Below are 16,506 nucleotides of genomic sequence, written 5' to 3' on the forward strand. Positions count from 1 at the left end.
GGAGGGGGGAGGGGTTCCGGATGGCGGACAACTGGCTCCAGGATTCCACGGGACGCGCCAGGGCGCTGCTGATCGACACTTCGGTCCCGAACGCGGCCCGCGTCGCTGACTACCTGGTGGGCGGGCGGGACAACTTCGAGGCCGACCGCCGGGCCGTGCGGTTGCTGACCGCGGCCGCGCCGGTCATCGGCACCAGCTTTGCCGCGGCGTGCGCCTTCCACCAGCGCGCGGTGCGCTATCTGGTCGCCGAGGCCGGGATCAGGCAGTTCCTCGCCATCGGTACCAGCGCGACCCTGACGGGCAATACCCATGAGGTCGCGCAGTCGCTGGCGCCGAAGTGCCGCGTCGTGTACGTGGACAGCGACCCGATGGTGCTGGCGCACGCCCGGGCACTGCTGACGTCCACGCCCGACGGCGTGGTGGCCGCCGTGGACGCGGACGTGACCGATCCCCGTGCGATCGTCTCGGGCGCGGCCGAGACCCTGGACGTCGGCCGGCCGGTCGCGATCCTGCTGATGGCCACGCTCGGGTATGTCCTCGAGGACGCGGCAGCGGCCGAGATCCTGCTGACGCTGGCCGGGGCCGTGCCAGCCGGCAGTCATGTGGCGCTCTACCACCAGGCGAGCGACCTGGACCCGGCGATGGCCGTGACGACGCAGAGGTGGAACGCGTTGTCCGGCCAGCCGGTCACGCTCCGCTCCCGCGCGCAGCTCACCGCGTTGCTGGCCGGCCTCGAGCTGGTCCCGCCCGGGCTCGTCCCGGTCACCGACTGGCAACCCGCCCCAGACGATCCCCGCTTCGAGCGCGCTGTCCCGGTCTACGCCGCTGTAGCCCGCAAACCGTAGCGTCCGCTTACGGCACCGGCCCACTCCACAGGCCATCGTTAGTGCGCAAATCCGCTCGCGAAAACCCGAGAACCAGCAGGTCAGCGCGACGCACCACCCCTGACTCTTATCAACTTAGTGCGCACCAGTTAGCCATGATGAACTCGTAGGGTTCAGTGTTCACGCCCTGCCGGGCGTACCTGGCTTAGCTCCGTGACCGCTTGGGCTGGGCAGATCCTGCTCGGCTGTCGTCTTGCGTTGCGCCGGAACGCCCGTGGGCCGTCCCGGCGGCGTTTTGGCGGTGCGCTTGGCGAGCAGGCCGGCGAGGAGCATGACGAGTACGCCGATCGCCACGCCGCACAGCGTCCACAGCAGCCGGTAGCCCTCGGCGCTGTAGTTGGTGGGCTGCGGAAGGTCGATCAGGGTCAGCACTCCCGCCGCGATGGCCGCGGTGTAGAGCGCGTAGTTCCAGAAGCGGATCGCTACCCCGTGCATCAGCAGGACGATCGCGACCACTTCGAGTCCGATCGTGATCGAGAGCAGTCTGAGTCCGTGTTCGTTGGCGGGTATCAGCAGCAGCAGCGCGGCTGCGACGGCGCCGATCAGCGTGCCGGCCAGGCGCTGCACGGCGATGAGCGTGGCCTGCTGCAGGCTCGGCTTCATCGCGATCATGGCTGCGATCGGCATCCAGTAGCCGTACGACAGGTTCAGTCCGAACGCGAGCGCGACGGTGCCGGCGATGACGAGGGCGCGGATCACCGCGAACATGACCACCGGCCGGGTCAGTGTCCGCCGCGAAGTGTCGCCTGGTATCTCCGCGATCGGCTGGGGCCGGTCCTGGCGCCCGCGGATCAGCCACTCGATGAACGTCGCCGCGATCCACAGCGCCGCGCCCCCGGTCCAGGCGAGCACCTGAGCCCAGGTGTAGCTGGTGATGCGGGATTGATGATGGAAGCTGAACGCGACCCCGAGGGCGACGATGAACCAGATGTTGAGGAGCAGGGCCGCGACGAACCGGTGCACTCCGAACGTGACCGCCAGGCCGCCCGCCAGCGTGACCGCGAACGCCGCGAGCACCAGCCAGCCCCAGGCGTCCCCGCCGATGCCGAATCCCAGCGCGGTCAGCCCCGCGCCGATCAGCGCGAAGACGGCGATGCGCGACGCGCGCTGCCCGTAGCTGCCTCCCGGGTCGGCCAGCCACGCGCACAGCGCACCGAACAGCGCGCTGAGCAGGTACTGCTCGTACCCGATCGCCCAGAAGACGACCAGCGGCACCAGCGCGACGTCCAGGAACAGCACCGCCCGCGGCCAGTTGAGCCCTGCGGGGTTGAGCTCGAACACCTTCGACAGCCAGCTCACGATCTTCCTGCTGTGAACGGGCTGTCCTTCTCGTGCGCTTGCACTGGCCATGGTCGCCTCGCTCGCCTTAGTCGCCAGGCATGCCGCTCCGGTCTCGCGTTCTGCGATCGGGCCGGGATCGCGATGAAGTGACCTGCAGGTCCCGCGCGATCTCGCTGATATCGTCCCCGCGGGCGAACCTCCCGGATGCCTCCAGCCGCGGCCGCTCACGCCGCCGCTGCTGCCCGGCGGGCGTGCACCGCCCCTGTTGCGCATACCGCTTGCCCCGGTCCTACCCCGGCAACCACCCGGCGTCACCGCCTGCTCTCTGCGAGTTCAACTTGGTTAGTCACTTGGTGCCCGCAAGGGCGTCGCGCAGGCCCGGTGGCAACGGGTCCTCGGCGGTGACGGTGTGGTGGTCGGCGCGGATCTGGATGGTGCGGTAAGGCAGTCTTCACGGAGCGGACGTACGCCACCAGACGAGACTACGAGCCACGGTTTAGTGCGCAAATCTGCCCACCACCACCGTCAACCCTGCAGCTCACAGCGCTACAACCGAGCGGGCCCCGACCCGGTGATAAAAGTCAGGTTAGTGCGCAAATCCGCTCGCGAAAACCCGAGAACCAGCAGGTCAGCGCGACGCACCACCCACTTATCCGCAAACGTGAGCCAAGTCAGGTTTCACGGAAACGGCCTATTGCAAGCAATTCTTCGGATAACGCGGCCAGACCGGGACGAGACGGTAGCGCGCCATAGCTGACCTATTCGCAGCCATTTTGTCCGCTATTACACCCCATCTGAGCTGGGCTTTTACCATCTACATCTCCAGTAAGCAACTCTGGCGCCAAGGGCGACGGCAAGACCGACGACACGTCCTCGATCCAGTCCGCGATCGACTACGCGAACGGGATCGGCGCGGCCGTCTTCTTCCCGTCCGCCAACTACCGGGTCAGCCAGCTGGTGGTGCGCGCGGGGACGATCCTGCACGACGCTGCCGAACTTCGCCCGTGGCAACAACCAGATCGGCGGCGCCTTCCTCAACGCGGGCCTGACCGCTAACTTCCGTGTCGCCACGGCGAACACCGGCCTGACCGGCAGCCCGCCCGCGACCCTTGGCACGCTCATCGCGGCGAACACCGCGTGGTGGCTTGCCTTGTCCTGAGATCGGCGAAATGGAGTGGGACAGATCGCGCTGATCGCCGCCATCGTCGCCTGGGTGGCCGACGCGATCGTGCTGATTCTTGTCGCGCTCGGTTTCTGGCACCGGAGCCGCACCCCAGCGGAGGCGGAGCTGCGGGTCTGAACAATTCCGGATTCTGCCGAAGTTCCCGCCCGTAGCATGGCGTGCGATGAGCGCTATTTCTGACGGCCAGTCGACTGTAGACCCGGGACTCGGCGACGCGAACCGGGTCAACGATACCGCGGCCGATCGCATCGCGAAGCTACGGGCCAGGCTGATGACACCGCTGCCCGACGACGGGATCTGGGGCTGGGTCTGGCCGCTTCTCATCACGGTGTTCGCGGGCGTCCTGCGGTTTATCCGGCTGTCCAGCCCGGATTCGGTCGTCTTCGATGAGACGTACTACGCCAAGGACGCCTGGTCGATCCTGAGGCACGGGGTGGAGTGGAACTGGGTCAATCCCGCGACCCCGGCGAACTACGTGAACAACCAGATCATCGCCGGACACTTCAGCGACCACCTGTTCCAGGCCTGCTCCGGCACCGGCTGCGGCGAATACGTGGTCCAGCCCGAAGTCGGCAAGCTGCTGATCGCCGTGGGCGAGTGGATGTACGGGCTGACCACGCTGGGCTGGCGGTTCGCCTCGGCGGTAGTCGGCACGCTGGCGATCCTGGTCATGTGCCGGGTTGCCCGGCGGCTGACCCGCTCTACCCTGCTCGGCTGCACCGCCGGGCTGCTGATGTCCTTGGACGGCCTGGAGTTCGTGCTCAGCCGCACCGGCATCCTCGACATCTTCCTGATGTTCTTCCTGCTGGCCTCGTTCGGCGCGCTGGTCGTCGACCGGGATGTATCCCGCGCGAAGCTGGCCGAACTGGTGGTGCTGCAGCCAGGCGACCCGGCCGGCCCGGCGCTGGGAATCAGGAAGTGGCGGGTCATCGCGGGGGTCATGCTTGGCCTGGCCTGCGCGTCCAAGCAATACGCCGCCTGGTACGTCTTCGCATTCGCCGGGCTGTGCATCGCGTGGGACCTGGGCGCGCGCCGTACCGCCGGTCTGTACGGGTACCGGCGGGGTGCCTGGATGCGGGACGGGAAGTGGCTGCCGCTCACCCTGGGTGTCATTCCGCTGGTGACGTATGCGCTGACCTGGATGAACTGGATTGTCTCCGGCACCGGCTACGACCGCGACTACGCCAGGCAGCACGGGGTCGGCATCCCGCTCATCTCCCAGCTGTACTCGCTGTATGAGTACCACAAGGAGATACTCAAGTTCGGGGTGGGCCTGAACTCCGGGCATCCGTACATGTCCCAGCCCTGGGACTGGTTCGTCATGAGCCGGCCGGTGGCCTTCTACTGGGTGAGCTACAAGGACGCGGCCGGGCTGCACGCCGAGCCGTCCGGGACAGTCGGACCGTACGCGTCCGCGGTGACGGCTATCGGGAACCCGGCCATCTGGTGGGTATCCATTCCCGTGATCTTGTTCTGCCTCATCTGGTGGCTGACCCGACGGGACTGGCGAGCCGGATCGGCCTTGCTCTGCATCGCCGCCGGGTGGGCCACCTGGCTGCCGTTCGTCTCCCGGACGAAGTTCTTCTACTACGCCCTGGAGTTCGAGCCGTTCCTCATTGTCTGCATCGTGCTCTGCCTCGGCCTCATCCTCGGCCCGGCTGGCGCATCGCTGAAACGCAGAGGGACCGGAGTAGTGATCGCCGGTGCCTACGTTCTGGGAGTCTTGATTTTGTTCGGGTACTTCTACCCGATCATGACGGGCGTGGTCATCCCTTACGGGGACTGGCTGGGTCACATGTGGTATCAGGGCATACTCGGCCCCGCAAAGGGCTGGATCTGACAGCAGAGGTTGCGGCGCGGACGTGCCTACCGGAGCGGGATGGTGTAGACGGGCTCCTGGCCAAAGGACGTGAAGCCCGCCTTACGCAGGATCGGGCCGGACGTGACCACGTTGCCCTTGACCAGGGCCATCGTCGCCCCGTGCGTCACCCCGTAGGACAGCCTTGCGTCGAGCACCGCCCGGTACACCCCCTGGCCGCGCCTGGACGGTACCACCACCCCGCCCCACAGCCGCGCGACGCCGTCCGCCATCGTGACGCCACCGCAGCCGGCGGGCACATCGTTCACGTAGGCGACGACCATGCCGCCCTCGCCGGCCGGAACGGACTTCGCGTCTCCGGACGCGACCACCTCGACCCGGTCGTCGGGCGGAAGTTCGCCGCCGAACCCGGTGACCCCGACCGTCGCCCCGTCCCGCGCCGTCGCGAAGTCCGTTGCCCAGCGGAGCGATAGGTCCGCCGTCGGCGGCGGCAGCGGTGGTGCGCCCTGACTCAGGTCCGCGGCCAGGACGTCTAGGTCGATCTTCACCCGCCCGCCGCGCGCGGACAACTCGGCGGCCAGCCCGGCCGGGGAGTTGAGCAGCACCTGCCAGTCCAGTGCGGGCAGCCCGAACGCGCGCGCCCGCTCAAGCACCGCGTCAACGGCCGTGTCGAGCGGGCCGGCCGGCATGAAGGAGACCACGGAGAGGTCGAAGTCGAAATACTCGGGCAGCCGCAGGATGGTGTACTCGTCATCCTGGATGACCTCGGCGTCGTCCGGTCTCCACACCCAGGCCGCGCTGGCGGCGGCGACGGCAGCAGCTGACAGGCCCATGTGGGGCATCCTAGCTGCGGGGCTCGGAGTGCAGCGCTGCACCGGGTCGGGCTAGCCGGCAGCGGCGGGGCCGGCCGGGTCGGCGGCGGCTGCGACGGGCTGCCGCATGATCTCTCCAGCGGGGACGGCTCGCAAGCGGCCGGAGCGCTTCGGCGAACCGCGAGCGCGCCAGGGCGGTCGCCGGTTCTGCCACTTATCCTCCGCTTTGTTCCTCCGCGCGACTGGGCCACCCTATCTCGGCCACCCTTAAGTCAACCCCCGATTATGCGGATGCGCGGCTGGCTGATTACTCATCGTGCTAGACACGCTGCCCATCAGCCAGCGCGAGGGCCCTGGATCCTGGACAGGCTTACACTCAGGGCGTGGCTGGGCTAGCCGCCGCAGGCCATCAGGAAGGAACGCCATGCCGCAGCTCACTGCCGACCAGTACGTCGCCGAGATCGAGGCAAGCACGGCAGGGCTGGCGGAGATCTTGGCTGAGCATGATCAGAGCCTGCCGATCCCCACCTGCCCGGAATGGACACTGCGTCAGCTTGTCACGCACATCGGTAGGGCGCACCGGTGGGCGGCCGAGATCACGCGTACGAGGTCTAAGACGTTCATTCCGTTCCGTGAGGTACCGGACGGCAAGCTGCCGGATGATCGCGCCGAGCAGCGCGCATGGCTGCATGCCGGCGCGGCGCGGATCGTCGACGCTGTGCGGGAAGCGGACAGTGATCTCGTCTGGTCGTTCACCGGGCCGGTGCCTGCCGGTTTCTGGATACGCCGGATGGCACACGAGACGCTGGTCCACCGGGCCGACGCTCAGCTCGCTGCGGGTGCCGAGCCCGAGCCAGTCATTGCAGCGGAGGTAGCTGCCGATGCCATCGACGAATGGCTGATGCTTCTAACCAGCGGCCTCGGCGACGCCGATGGGCGGACCACGGTGCTGCCCGCCGGGGCTGGCCTGCACATACACGCAACCGATGACGGGCTTGGCGGCCGCGGCGAGTGGATGATCCGGCAGGACGCGGGTGGTCTGACAGTTGAGCCAGGTCATGGCAAGGGCGATGCCGCCCTTACCGGCCCGGCCGTCAGCTTGCTGCTGGTGCTGATGCGGCGAAGGCCGGTTTCCGATCCGGCAGTGACCGTATACGGGGACGGCGCCGTGGTTGATGGCTGGCTGGCAAGCACCGCGTTCTGACGACTGACCTTCCCGCGACGACGGCACGACGTTCGTCTCCCTCGCCTTGGGCCGTCTCTGGCGATAGCCGCGAGTTGGGCGGACGGATGGTGCGTTGACACTTCCAGGCTGGCTGACTCGATTACGCACTTCCTCGCTTGCGAGCTATCCGAGCTTGTCGATGGCCTTACCCCAACGTTACTGTCTCGTAACCGATATTTGACCTTGGCGTACAAAGGAGGCATGGTGATCAGGAGCGAAGTGGCCATCTGTTCAACCTTTGGCCACTGCTGATCGAAAAGAGGGGGCGGGTATGGCCGACACGGAGACCAACGATGATGAGCTGATCAAGATAGTCAGCGACGCGGGCCACTTGCACGGCCCGGACATCCTGGCCGAGTCTAAGCGCGCGGGACTCCCATTCGCTCTTGCGCTCGCTCTAGTCGAGCAAGAATCGGGATTCCAAACATCTTCGGCTGTGACCTTGGCCCCCGGGATACCGCGCCCTGGTGTCATCAACCCGTGACGCGCGATCGTGTTCAGGCGCTCATTGCGCACGTCGAAGGCGGCGGCACCTCGAATGGGGTGGGTCTGACCCAGCTCACTTCGATCGGCTTCATCCAGCAGGCTGAAGCCGAAGGCGGCGCCCACAACGTCGGCCCCCAGTGCCGAGTCGCATTCGGCCTCCTTCACGGCCTGATCCAGCGGCACGGAGAGCTAGACGGAATCGGCGCTTACAATGGCGGCGAGAGAAACCCGCAGCTGGACTACGCGAGATCGGTCATTGCCCTTCGCGACAAATGGCAGGCTCTTATCAACACCGCGCTCCGCGCCGAGAAAATACCTGAAAAGCTGCCCGTCGAACCGGGCGGAAAATTTGATGCGGCGGTCGAGGCGCACCTGTTGCACATCTGGCACGAGGTACACATCAACCCGGAGGTCTCCCAGGCCGTCAAGGACGAAGTCGCCGCGTGGAAATCGTACTTCCGCCAGCTCGACCTGTGGAGCAGCAAACACGATATCGACGCACACCACCAAGACGAGCTGACCTTCGGCCGCAGTCGGCTCCATGTTATCTGAACCCGACCGTCGGTACCCGCGTGGCCTGACTAGGCCTTTTTAGTGCGCAATTCAGTGGGGTGCTACGCGATATCCAGGCGGCGCGATATGGCGACTACCCGGACGTGTGCGTTCTGATGTGCATTCGTTGCTGTCTGGTGCCTTGCGGCACCGGGTCCGGCAACGCACGCTGAAGGCGTGAGCAAGTACCGGGCCGGAGCGGTTAGCGGCACCTCCTTCGCCCTTGCCTGTTGCCTCGCCGTGGCCGGCAGCCGGTGGCGAGAGAGCGGTGCCGTGTACGTGGCAGGTGTCGCGCTCGGCGGCCTGGTTGCGTTTATCGCCGCTACCCGGATGCACGGGCGTCGCGGCGGCCCCGGCGGCGCGGCACTGGCGAGCGCTGCGTTCGGCTGGGCGGCGGCGATCGCGGCAGTCATCTTCGCCGTCGCCACTTACGCGGTGGTCGTGACCGTAATGTCTGGTTACTGATTGATTTGAGACCGGGCTGGTCTTCACCACCCGGCACGGCACCCCGATCGAGCCCCGCAACTTCAGCGCAGCTTCGACCGCTGCATCACCGCTGCGCGCGTCCGCAGGATCACCGTGCACGGCACTCGCAAGACTTGCGCCTCGTTGCTAGCCGCCCTGGACGTGCATCCCCGTGTCGCCAGGCGCGTCTGCTGCTGCCAGAAGATCAAGAAGGCCGGTCCCGCGGGGGAACCGGCCTCCTGTGCTGCGTGGGCGATACTGGGATCGAACCAGTGACCTCTTCGGTGTGAACGAAGCGCTCTCCCGCTGAGCCAATCGCCCGCTGCTTCAACAGGTTAGCGCATCCGCTGGACTGCCGTGGGCATCGCCGGGGCCGGATTGGGCGTCGTGGGTGGCAGCACCACGGCAGCGAGGTTGCAGCCGGGTGGCAACCGGCCCAAAGGGCGAAAAACCTTGCCGAGCGTACTGACAGGTAGGGAGAGCGTCAGCTACTCTCAGCAATGCAATCGATAACAACGACAAGCGGCTCTATTGCTCTTAGTGATTGTGCTGCTACTTAGCGCAAAGCCTTACCACAGGCGGGATGCGAGGTAGCTCACAGATGGTGCAATCGACATGCAGGAACAATAGACTGCGAGCACGCTGTTACACAGTGACGGTGTCCGAATCAGGCGGACGCCCGACAAAATATCTCTGCGGCCGCGCAAGCCGGCAAACGTGCAAACAGAAGCAACCGGGCATTTCTATGCCTTACGCTCCGTATTGCCATTAGTCGTCTCTGGTCGCGTCACCGAAGAAGAGAGCCCGGGCCCTCCACCCGGGACCCCACCCCAGATTTGAGGTTGGCCTGACGATGAACAGCAGCAGCACGGTTTCGGCAGAACTCGGCCTACGGCTGGTTGTCCCACAGCAGACGGTCGTGCCCCTCGTCGCGAGCCTGTACTACTCCAAGGAAGACCCGTACGCGATCCGCATCGCGTTCCACGTCGGGCTCGACGAGCCGGTGGAGTGGATCTTCGCTCGCGAGCTGCTTGCCAAGGGCATCGAGGGTCGCGAGGGTCTCGGCGACGTCGTCGTCTGGCCGTCAGCCGTCTCCGCGGAAGGCGCGGCGGACGACGTACTGAACATCGAGCTCTCCTCGCCGTTCGGCCAGGCCCACTTCGAGGCGCCGATCAACGAGATCTCCGACTTCCTCAAGCGGACCCACGCGATCGTGCCGGCCGGCGACGAGACCGACTTCGTCGACGTCGAGGCCGAGCTCAACGACCTGATCCGCAAGGCGCAGTAACCCCTTAACCTCCCGGTCCGGTTCCCCCGTAACGGACCGGGACAGCCCCCCGAACAAAGCCCCCGGCAACGCCGCCGCGATCGGAGCCTTCCCCCGGCCCGGTACGCCTCCCCCGCGGCCGCCGGGGGCTTTGTTCATGCCGCGGCAGGCGCCGCGACAGGTGCGCGCCGCCTGACAATCCCCCGCGGTTCGACAGCCGGTACGGAACGGCTTGTTGCGCCTCATCGTCCGCCCGCGACGCGTGATGGCGGCGGGTACAGAGGGGCCAGAATCCGTTCGTGAGGTAGATTTTTTCTCGTAACCCCGGTTCCGAGTTGGTGGTTGCGCCAGGATCGGATAAAGTTCTGACGCAGCCGCCGGAGAGATCCGGCGGGCGGCCCGAGGTATCTCGGACCGGCATGCGGACGTGGCTCAGCTGGTAGAGCATCACCTTGCCAAGGTGAGGGTCGCGGGTTCGAATCCCGTCGTCCGCTCGGAGGCGCGGCTTGCGATGGGTGTCGGCCCTCGCAAGGCGGCATTATGGCCGCCCCGAAGCTCGCTCCTACGGCGGAGTGGCCGAGTGGCTTAGGCAAGGGCCTGCAAAGCCCTGTACACGGGTTCGATTCCCGTCTCCGCCTCACTGTGTTCGGTGCCTTCGGCGCCTTCCCGTGTTTCTGTATCTGCCCGGGGGGACGCCCCCCCGGAACCCCCCGGGGCCGCGCTGCGCGCGCAAGGCGGGATAGGCGAAGCCCATATAGGCGGGCGGGCGAAGCCTGCGAGGGCGACGGCGAAGCCTGTATCCGAATTTGTCCGCTGGCCTTCGGGCAGCTCACCCTCACCGGCGCGGCAGGCAGCTGCTGTGCGCATGCCGGCCGGCCGGTGCGGTCGAGGTCTCAGGACTCCGGGGTCTTGCCCTTCAGCGCTGGGTGGCCTGGAGTTCGCGGTCGATGGCGGACGTTACCCGCTCGTCGTCTGGGGTAATGCCGGGCGCGAAGCGGGCGACCACTTCCCCATCGCGGGAGACGAGGAACTTCTCGAAGTTCCAGAGCACCTCAGGGTCCTCGGTCGGGGTCATCCCGTAGCCCCTGAGGTTTTCGCGGAAGGCCTCCTTGTCCCCCTCCGCCTCGGGCAGCGCGCTCGTCAGCGCGGCGTACAGCGGGTGCTTGTCCTCGCCGGTGACCACGATCTTTGAGAACATCGGGAACTGGACGCCGTAGCTGGTGCCGCAGAACTCGCTGATCTCCTCGTTCGTGCCTGGCTCCTGGCCGCCGAAGTCGTTGGCGGGGAAGCCGAGGACCGCGAAGCCCTGGTCACGGAAGCGCTCGTAGATGCCTTCAAGCGCCGTGTACTGGGGGGTGAGGCCGCACTTGGACGCGACGTTGACGACGAGCAGCACATTGCCATCGAAATCTTCGAGGCTGGCGGCGGCGCCGTCGATCGTCTGCAGGGGGATCTGCTGAATCTTTGAGGTCATGGTTCCAGGATCCTCCGCGGGGTGCATGCGCGGCCAGGGTGGCGTTGCTCACCCCCGGCGCCGCCGGGATGATGGAACCACAGAGCCGGGGGTGGAGCGTGGGGCCTTGAGCAGTACTGAGGATGACCGCTTGGGTGACCCGCTGTCCCGGGCCGTGAGCTCCCCGGCCGGCGCGGGCCCCACCAACTCGCTGACGGACGTGCGCGGCCTTAAGGTCGGCCATGCGACGCTGGACGGGGATGGCTGGCTGACCGGTGTCACGGTCGTGCTGACGCCGCCCGGCGGGGCGACCGCCGGGGTCGATGTGCGCGGCGGTGCCCCGGGCACCCGCGAAACCGATCTCCTCGACCCGAGGAACAGTGTGCAGTGCGCGCACGCGATCATGCTAGGCGGGGGCAGCGCCTACGGCCTGTCAGCCGCGCACGGCGTGCTCACCAGGCTCGCGGCGCTGGGCCGCGGCGTCGCGGTGGGCGACGCCCCGTCCCACGTGGTGCCGATCGTCCCGGCGGCGATCCTGTTCGACCTCGGCCGCGGCGGCGTCTTCGGCAACTACCCGGGTGCCGAGGCGGGCGAAGTCGCGTTCGACGCGGCGCTGGGATCGGACGGCGGAACCCTCGCGGCCGGCAACGTGAGCGGCGGAACCGTCGCGGCCGGCAACGTAGGCGCCGGCACCGGCGCGGTGGCCGGGCAACTCAAGGGCGGCACCGGCTCGGCCAGCGCCGTGCTTGACATCCCCGTGCCCGCCATCCTCGGGTCAGGTCCCGCCGGCCAGCCGGCCCTGAAGGTCACCGTGGCCGCCCTGGCGGCGGTCAACTCGGCTGGCTCGGTGACCGACGAGCGGTCCGGCGTCCTGTACGGCGCGCAGTTCGGCCTGCCGGGCGAGTTCGACTGGCTGCGGCCGCCGGCTGGCGACGAGCTGGCCGCGGCGGCGTCCCTGCTGGCCGGCGGGGGCCTGTCCGGCGGGGGCCTGGCCGCCCCGCCGCGCCCGCGCCCGCTGAACACGACTATCGGCGTGATCGCCTGCGACGCGAGCCTGACGAAGTCCCAGTGCGCGAAGCTCGCCGGGGTCGCGCACGACGGGCTCGCCCGCGCCATCAGGCCCGCGCACTCCATGTTCGACGGCGACACGATCTTCGCCCTGGCGACCGGCGACGGGCCGCCGGCCTCGCCGCCGGAATTCCACGCCATCTTGACGGCCGCGGCCGACTGCTTCACCCGCGCGATAGTGCACGCGGTCCTGTCCGCCGGATCAGTGACCACGCCCGGTGGCCGCTGGCCGGGCTACCTGGACCTCTTCCCGTCGGCCCGCGGGCGCTGACCGCGCCCGCTACCGGCATCGGATCGTCCTTCGCAGAGGATTAAGTCACTCGGGCTATTGCCGTCAATGTGTGCCCCGGCGACTTCTGCTGTCCAATAGCAGCTACCGGTGAACTTCATCTGCTCTGGATATAGCTAGATTTCAGCCCGCAAGCGCGGCTAGCACTGTCGCGAGCGCGGCGGCCCCGGCGCGGCAGTCGTCATCGGATGACGACTCCGCCGGCGCGTGCGAGACGCCTGTCGGGTTGCGGACGAACAGCATCGCGGTAGGCAGTTCCGCGGCGAGCACGCCTGCGTCGTGGCCTGCCCCGGTGGCCAGCACCGGGACCTCGCCGAACTCGGGAACCGCCGCGAGCGCGGCGCGCAGGCTGTCGCGCAGCCCCGGGTCGAACGTGACCTCGGGCAGGTAGGACTCCCGGATTATCTCGGTGCGGCAGCCTTCCTTTCCTGCTGCGATCTGCATCGCGGCGGAGATCTCGGCGACCAGCGCCCGAGTCGCCGGGTCGGTGTCGCCACGCACGTCGAGCCACGCATCAACGCGGGAGGCAATGACGTTAGTGCCGCCAGGCACGGGGACGATCCTGCCAACGGTGGCCCGCGCGCTGACGCCGCCGCCGGGTTTGTCGGCGGCCGCGGCGACGTCCCTGGCGGCGAGAATGGCGGCGGATGCCGCCACCACGGGGTCGCGGCGGTCCGCCATCGGGGTGGCGCCCGCGTGGTTGCCCTCCCCGTGGAACGCGAGCCGCCACCTGCCGTGTGCCAGGATCGCGGACGCGACCGCGACAGGCGCGCCGATGTCGGTGAGCGCGCGGCCCTGCTCCACGTGCAGCTCGATGAAGCAGCCAAGCGAGGACAGGCGCTCGTCGTCCCGGCCGATCCCGGCGGAGTCCACTCCGGCCGCGTCGGCGGCCTGCGCGAATGTCACCCCTTCGGTGTCAGCGCGCGCCGCGATGGCGGCCGGGTCGACCGCGCCGGTCATCAGCTTTGACCCCAGGCAGGCGATGCCGAACCTGGAGCCCTCCTCCTCGGCGAACGCGATGACCGCGACCGGCCTGACCGGGACGAAGCCGTCCGCTTTGAGCCCGGCGACCGCGGAAAGGGCTGAGGCCACGCCGAGTGGGCCGTCGTACGCGCCGCCGCCAGGCACCGAGTCGAGGTGACTGCCCGTGCCCACCGTGCCGGGACCCGGCTCGCCCCAGTGGGCCCAAATGTTGCCGTTCCTGTCCGGCTCGACGGTGAGGCCCAACTGCTCCGCGCGCCGGGTGAACCAGGCGCGGAGCTCAAGCTCGGCCGGCTCGAACACGTGCCGCGAATAGCCGCCGCGCACCGGGTCGCGTCCCACGTCCGCGATCTCGGCAAGCAGGTCAACGACATCCCAGCTGTCACTCATGAAGTCAATGCTCCCTGCAGATGAGGCGTGCGTACGGAAGGCGCGCTCGGCGGTCGCCGCACAGTGTTCCATGACGAGCAGCGCATCACCACACTAGGATTGCCCTCCCGAGTGCATCTTCATGACTGATGCGCAGTGCGGATCGGTAGGGCGGATCGGAGCAGCGATGAGCCGTCGGCACGAGATCACCCTGACCCAGCTGCGCTACTTTCACGACGCGGAACCTGCTGGCGAGCGCGGAGGTGCCGCGGCTGATGGTCTCCGCCTGGCACGCGGGCGAGGGTCAAGCCGTGGAGACCCGGCTGCTCGACGCCTTCCGCGCCGCGATGGCGGCGGGCGGCGAGGCGGGTCCAGTGCGCTCGGCAGGTCTTTCCGTGGTCGCCGGGCACAGCTGGCGGGTCACCGACCTGCGTGTCGACTGGTCCGATGACCCGCTCGCCGCGCTGTCCCGGCTGCTCGAGGTATGGCTGCCGCAGCGCGCGGACTACATCGACCGTGCGCTGCGGCCGGAGAGCTCACCCGGCTTCGGCGTGCCGGGCGACGACCGCTAGAACTCGGTGATGCCGGCGTCCGGCGCCAGCTCGTGTGCGGTGATGAACTTCGACTCGTCAGAGGCGAGGAACAGCACGGTATCGGCGACGTCGGACGGCTGGGTCGTGTCGACGGGCAGCATGTTCATGAACATCGCGCCGAGCCGCTGGTCGCCTGCCATCGCCGCGCCGATTTCCTCCCGCATCCGGCCGGAGCCCATCGGCGTGGCGACGCCGGTCGGGTGGACGCTGTTGACCCGGACGTTGTCCTTGGCGAGTTCGGCGGCGAAGGCCTTGGCCATCCCGCGGACCGCGAACTTGCTCGTGGTGTAGGGCACCATGAACGGCTGCACCTTCAGGCCCGCCGCGGAGCTGATGATGATCACCGAGCCGCCGCCCGCCGCGACCAGGTGCGGCGCGCCTGCCATCACCGTGTTCCAGGTGCCGGTGACGTTGGTGCTCAGCGTGTCGTCGAAGATCTGCGGCGTGGTCTTGTCCCACGCCTTGGGCACGCAGATCCCGGCGTTGGCCACGATCACGTCGAGCCGGCCGAGCTCGCCGACGGCACTGTCCACGATGGCGCGCAGCGCGTCGAAATCGCGGATGTCCACTATGCCGCTGACCACCCGGCGGCCGGTCTTCTCCACCTCACGGACGGTCTCCTCGAGATCTTCCGGCGTCGCCGAGTCGTAGGCGACGCTCGGCAGCGGCGCGCAGACGTCGACGACGATCACGTCGGCGCCCTCTTCCGCGAGGCGCACCGCGTGCGCGCGTCCCTGTCCCCGTGCCGCCCCGGTGATCAGCGCGACCTTGCCTGCGACCCGGTTTCCCATTGCCCGCTCTCCCTCTGTCTGGCTGCCCATGTTCGTGCGCTGCCTGGTGAGATTGCCTGGTCAGGCAAGCTTACCTCTACCGGACAATGTTGTCCGGTAGGCATGGCTATATGCTACCCGCATGCCGCAAGCCCGCCGGGCAAGCTCCGCGGCGAGCGAGCGCGCTCCCCGCGATGCCTCAGGCGCGCGTGGGGTTTCCGGCGCCGCTCGCGGCGCGGGCGGCGCGGGCGCGGGCGGCGCGCGTAAGGGGAACCGCGGGCCTGGCGCGGCGGCGGAGAACCGCGCCGCGCTGGTGGCGGCGGCGAGGGAGGTGTTCGGCCGCGATGGCATCGACGCGCCGCTGAGCGCGGTCGCGCGGCGGGCCGGGGTCGGGCAGGGCAGCCTGTACCGGCACTTCCCCGACCGGCTGAGCCTGGCGCTCGCCGCGTTCGCGGAGAACATCGCCGCGCTTGAGGCTTCCGCCGGCCGGCCTGATTCCACGCTTGACGACCTGATGGCGCTGCTGACCGACCAGGTCATCGACGCGGCGGCCTTCCTCGACATGCTGTCGGGCCACGCCGATGACCCGCGGGTCGCCGCGATGTCCGAGCGGGTGACCGCGGTGCTCGCCGCCAAGCTGCCCGACGCGCGACGCGCCGGCGGGTACGGCGCCCACGTTGAGGCGTCGGACCTGCTGCTGGCCATCGGCATGCTGTCCGGCGTGGTCGCGAGGACACCTGCCGCCCAGCGCCGCGCCACCGCCGAGCGCACCTGGTTCCTGCTCCGGCGCGCCCTCGCCTGACGTCATGGCACTCCCGGGCGCTCTCGGGGCACCCCGACAGACATGTACTGACTTTGAGGGAACAAATCGGGTGAGAACCGGCGCATTTTTGCCCACAAGTCAGTACATGTTGCGTACATGTTGCCGCGCGAGGTGCGTGGGCCGCCGATTCCGCGCACGGCCCCGGTATGGATGAATCCCTGAGGGTCCAGACGTGGCCAGATGGTT

The 16,506-nt window shown here is 68.3% G+C and carries 15 protein-coding genes, 3 tRNA genes and 1 pseudogene; 13 read left to right on the plus strand and 6 right to left on the minus strand.

Going from position 1 to position 16,506, the window contains the following annotated elements:
- The first annotated feature begins 20 nt into the window (after positions 1–20).
- On the plus strand, positions 21–845 hold the full coding sequence (locus EAS64_RS32455; RefSeq protein ID WP_145859285.1) for an SAM-dependent methyltransferase: 825 nt from the start codon (positions 21–23) through the stop codon (positions 843–845).
- A gap of 159 nt (positions 846–1,004) precedes the next feature.
- On the opposite strand, the gene EAS64_RS32460 is transcribed toward EAS64_RS32455, so the two are convergent.
- Entirely contained in the window at positions 1,005–2,183 is a 1,179-nt protein-coding gene (locus tag EAS64_RS32460; protein ID WP_222849777.1) for an FUSC family protein, read from the minus strand.
- A gap of 819 nt (positions 2,184–3,002) precedes the next feature.
- Between EAS64_RS32460 and EAS64_RS47710 the strand changes: the two are divergent.
- The 3 genes and pseudogenes from EAS64_RS47710 to EAS64_RS32470 form a co-directional block, all read left to right on the plus strand.
- Positions 3,003–3,221, plus strand: a pseudogene (locus EAS64_RS47710) (glycosyl hydrolase family 28-related protein); the annotation flags it as partial.
- A 118-nt stretch (positions 3,222–3,339) separates the two neighbouring features.
- Positions 3,340–3,465 (plus strand): hypothetical protein, encoded by a 126-nt coding sequence (locus EAS64_RS46940; protein ID WP_281283351.1) that lies wholly within the window; start codon positions 3,340–3,342, stop codon positions 3,463–3,465.
- 46 nt (positions 3,466–3,511) lie between these two features.
- Positions 3,512–5,188, plus strand: coding sequence for a dolichyl-phosphate-mannose--protein mannosyltransferase (locus EAS64_RS32470; RefSeq protein WP_145859288.1), 1,677 nt, complete (start codon positions 3,512–3,514; stop codon positions 5,186–5,188).
- Positions 5,189–5,214: 26 nt separating this feature from the next.
- Here EAS64_RS32470 and EAS64_RS32475 read toward each other — a convergent pair whose 3' ends face one another.
- The gene (locus EAS64_RS32475; protein WP_145859289.1) at positions 5,215–6,000 is read right to left on the minus strand and encodes a GNAT family N-acetyltransferase; all 786 of its coding nucleotides are present in this window, start codon (positions 5,998–6,000) and stop codon (positions 5,215–5,217) included.
- 403 nt (positions 6,001–6,403) lie between these two features.
- Here EAS64_RS32475 and EAS64_RS32480 point away from each other — a divergent pair, with 403 nt between their 5' ends.
- The 3 genes from EAS64_RS32480 (at position 6,404) to EAS64_RS32490 (ending at position 8,707) form a co-directional block, all read left to right on the plus strand.
- Positions 6,404–7,183 (plus strand): maleylpyruvate isomerase family mycothiol-dependent enzyme, encoded by a 780-nt coding sequence (locus EAS64_RS32480; RefSeq protein WP_145859291.1) that lies wholly within the window; start codon positions 6,404–6,406, stop codon positions 7,181–7,183.
- A 501-nt stretch (positions 7,184–7,684) separates the two neighbouring features.
- The gene (locus tag EAS64_RS32485) at positions 7,685–8,242 is read left to right on the plus strand and encodes a lysozyme family protein (protein ID WP_145859292.1); all 558 of its coding nucleotides are present in this window, start codon (positions 7,685–7,687) and stop codon (positions 8,240–8,242) included.
- A gap of 177 nt (positions 8,243–8,419) precedes the next feature.
- Complete coding sequence (locus tag EAS64_RS32490) at positions 8,420–8,707, plus strand: hypothetical protein (protein ID WP_145859294.1); 288 nt, start codon at positions 8,420–8,422, stop codon at positions 8,705–8,707.
- Positions 8,708–8,956: 249 nt separating this feature from the next.
- Here the strand turns inward: EAS64_RS32490 and EAS64_RS32495 are convergent.
- Positions 8,957–9,028 (minus strand) — tRNA-Val (locus EAS64_RS32495).
- A 532-nt stretch (positions 9,029–9,560) separates the two neighbouring features.
- On the opposite strand from EAS64_RS32495, the gene EAS64_RS32500 reads away from it, so the two are divergent.
- The 3 genes from EAS64_RS32500 (at position 9,561) to EAS64_RS32510 (ending at position 10,612) form a co-directional block, all read left to right on the plus strand.
- Positions 9,561–9,995 (plus strand): SsgA family sporulation/cell division regulator, encoded by a 435-nt coding sequence (locus tag EAS64_RS32500; RefSeq protein WP_145859296.1) that lies wholly within the window; start codon positions 9,561–9,563, stop codon positions 9,993–9,995.
- A gap of 400 nt (positions 9,996–10,395) precedes the next feature.
- Positions 10,396–10,468 (plus strand) — tRNA-Gly (locus EAS64_RS32505).
- A gap of 72 nt (positions 10,469–10,540) precedes the next feature.
- Positions 10,541–10,612: transfer RNA gene (locus EAS64_RS32510), tRNA-Cys, on the plus strand.
- Between the two features lie 278 nt (positions 10,613–10,890).
- Here EAS64_RS32510 and EAS64_RS32515 read toward each other — a convergent pair.
- On the minus strand, positions 10,891–11,448 hold the full coding sequence (locus EAS64_RS32515) for a glutathione peroxidase (RefSeq protein WP_145859297.1): 558 nt from the start codon (positions 11,446–11,448) through the stop codon (positions 10,891–10,893).
- A gap of 106 nt (positions 11,449–11,554) precedes the next feature.
- Here EAS64_RS32515 and EAS64_RS32520 point away from each other — a divergent pair, with 106 nt between their 5' ends.
- Positions 11,555–12,766, plus strand: a complete 1,212-nt coding sequence (locus tag EAS64_RS32520; protein ID WP_246115966.1) for a P1 family peptidase — start codon at positions 11,555–11,557, stop codon at positions 12,764–12,766.
- Between the two features lie 141 nt (positions 12,767–12,907).
- On the opposite strand, the gene EAS64_RS32525 is transcribed toward EAS64_RS32520, so the two are convergent.
- A complete protein-coding gene (locus EAS64_RS32525; RefSeq protein ID WP_145859299.1) occupies positions 12,908–14,155 on the minus strand; it encodes an allantoate amidohydrolase in 1,248 nt (415 codons plus the stop codon).
- A gap of 227 nt (positions 14,156–14,382) precedes the next feature.
- Between EAS64_RS32525 and EAS64_RS32530 the strand changes: the two genes are divergently transcribed.
- A complete protein-coding gene (locus EAS64_RS32530; RefSeq protein ID WP_281283362.1) occupies positions 14,383–14,706 on the plus strand; it encodes a DUF1028 domain-containing protein in 324 nt (107 codons plus the stop codon).
- Here EAS64_RS32530 and EAS64_RS32535 read toward each other — a convergent pair.
- Positions 14,703–15,518, minus strand: a complete 816-nt coding sequence (locus EAS64_RS32535; RefSeq protein WP_145859302.1) for a mycofactocin-coupled SDR family oxidoreductase — start codon at positions 15,516–15,518, stop codon at positions 14,703–14,705. The genes EAS64_RS32530 and EAS64_RS32535 overlap by 4 nt on opposite strands.
- 121 nt (positions 15,519–15,639) lie before the next feature.
- On the opposite strand from EAS64_RS32535, the gene EAS64_RS32540 reads away from it, so the two are divergent.
- Positions 15,640–16,299 carry a TetR family transcriptional regulator gene (locus EAS64_RS32540; RefSeq protein ID WP_145859303.1) on the plus strand — a complete coding sequence of 220 codons (660 nt, stop codon included), beginning with the start codon at positions 15,640–15,642 and terminating at the stop codon, positions 16,297–16,299.
- Positions 16,300–16,506: the final 207 nt, after the last annotated feature.

The organism is Trebonia kvetii, from assembly GCF_007827045.1.
Lineage (GTDB): Bacteria > Actinomycetota > Actinomycetes > Streptosporangiales > Streptosporangiaceae > Trebonia > Trebonia kvetii.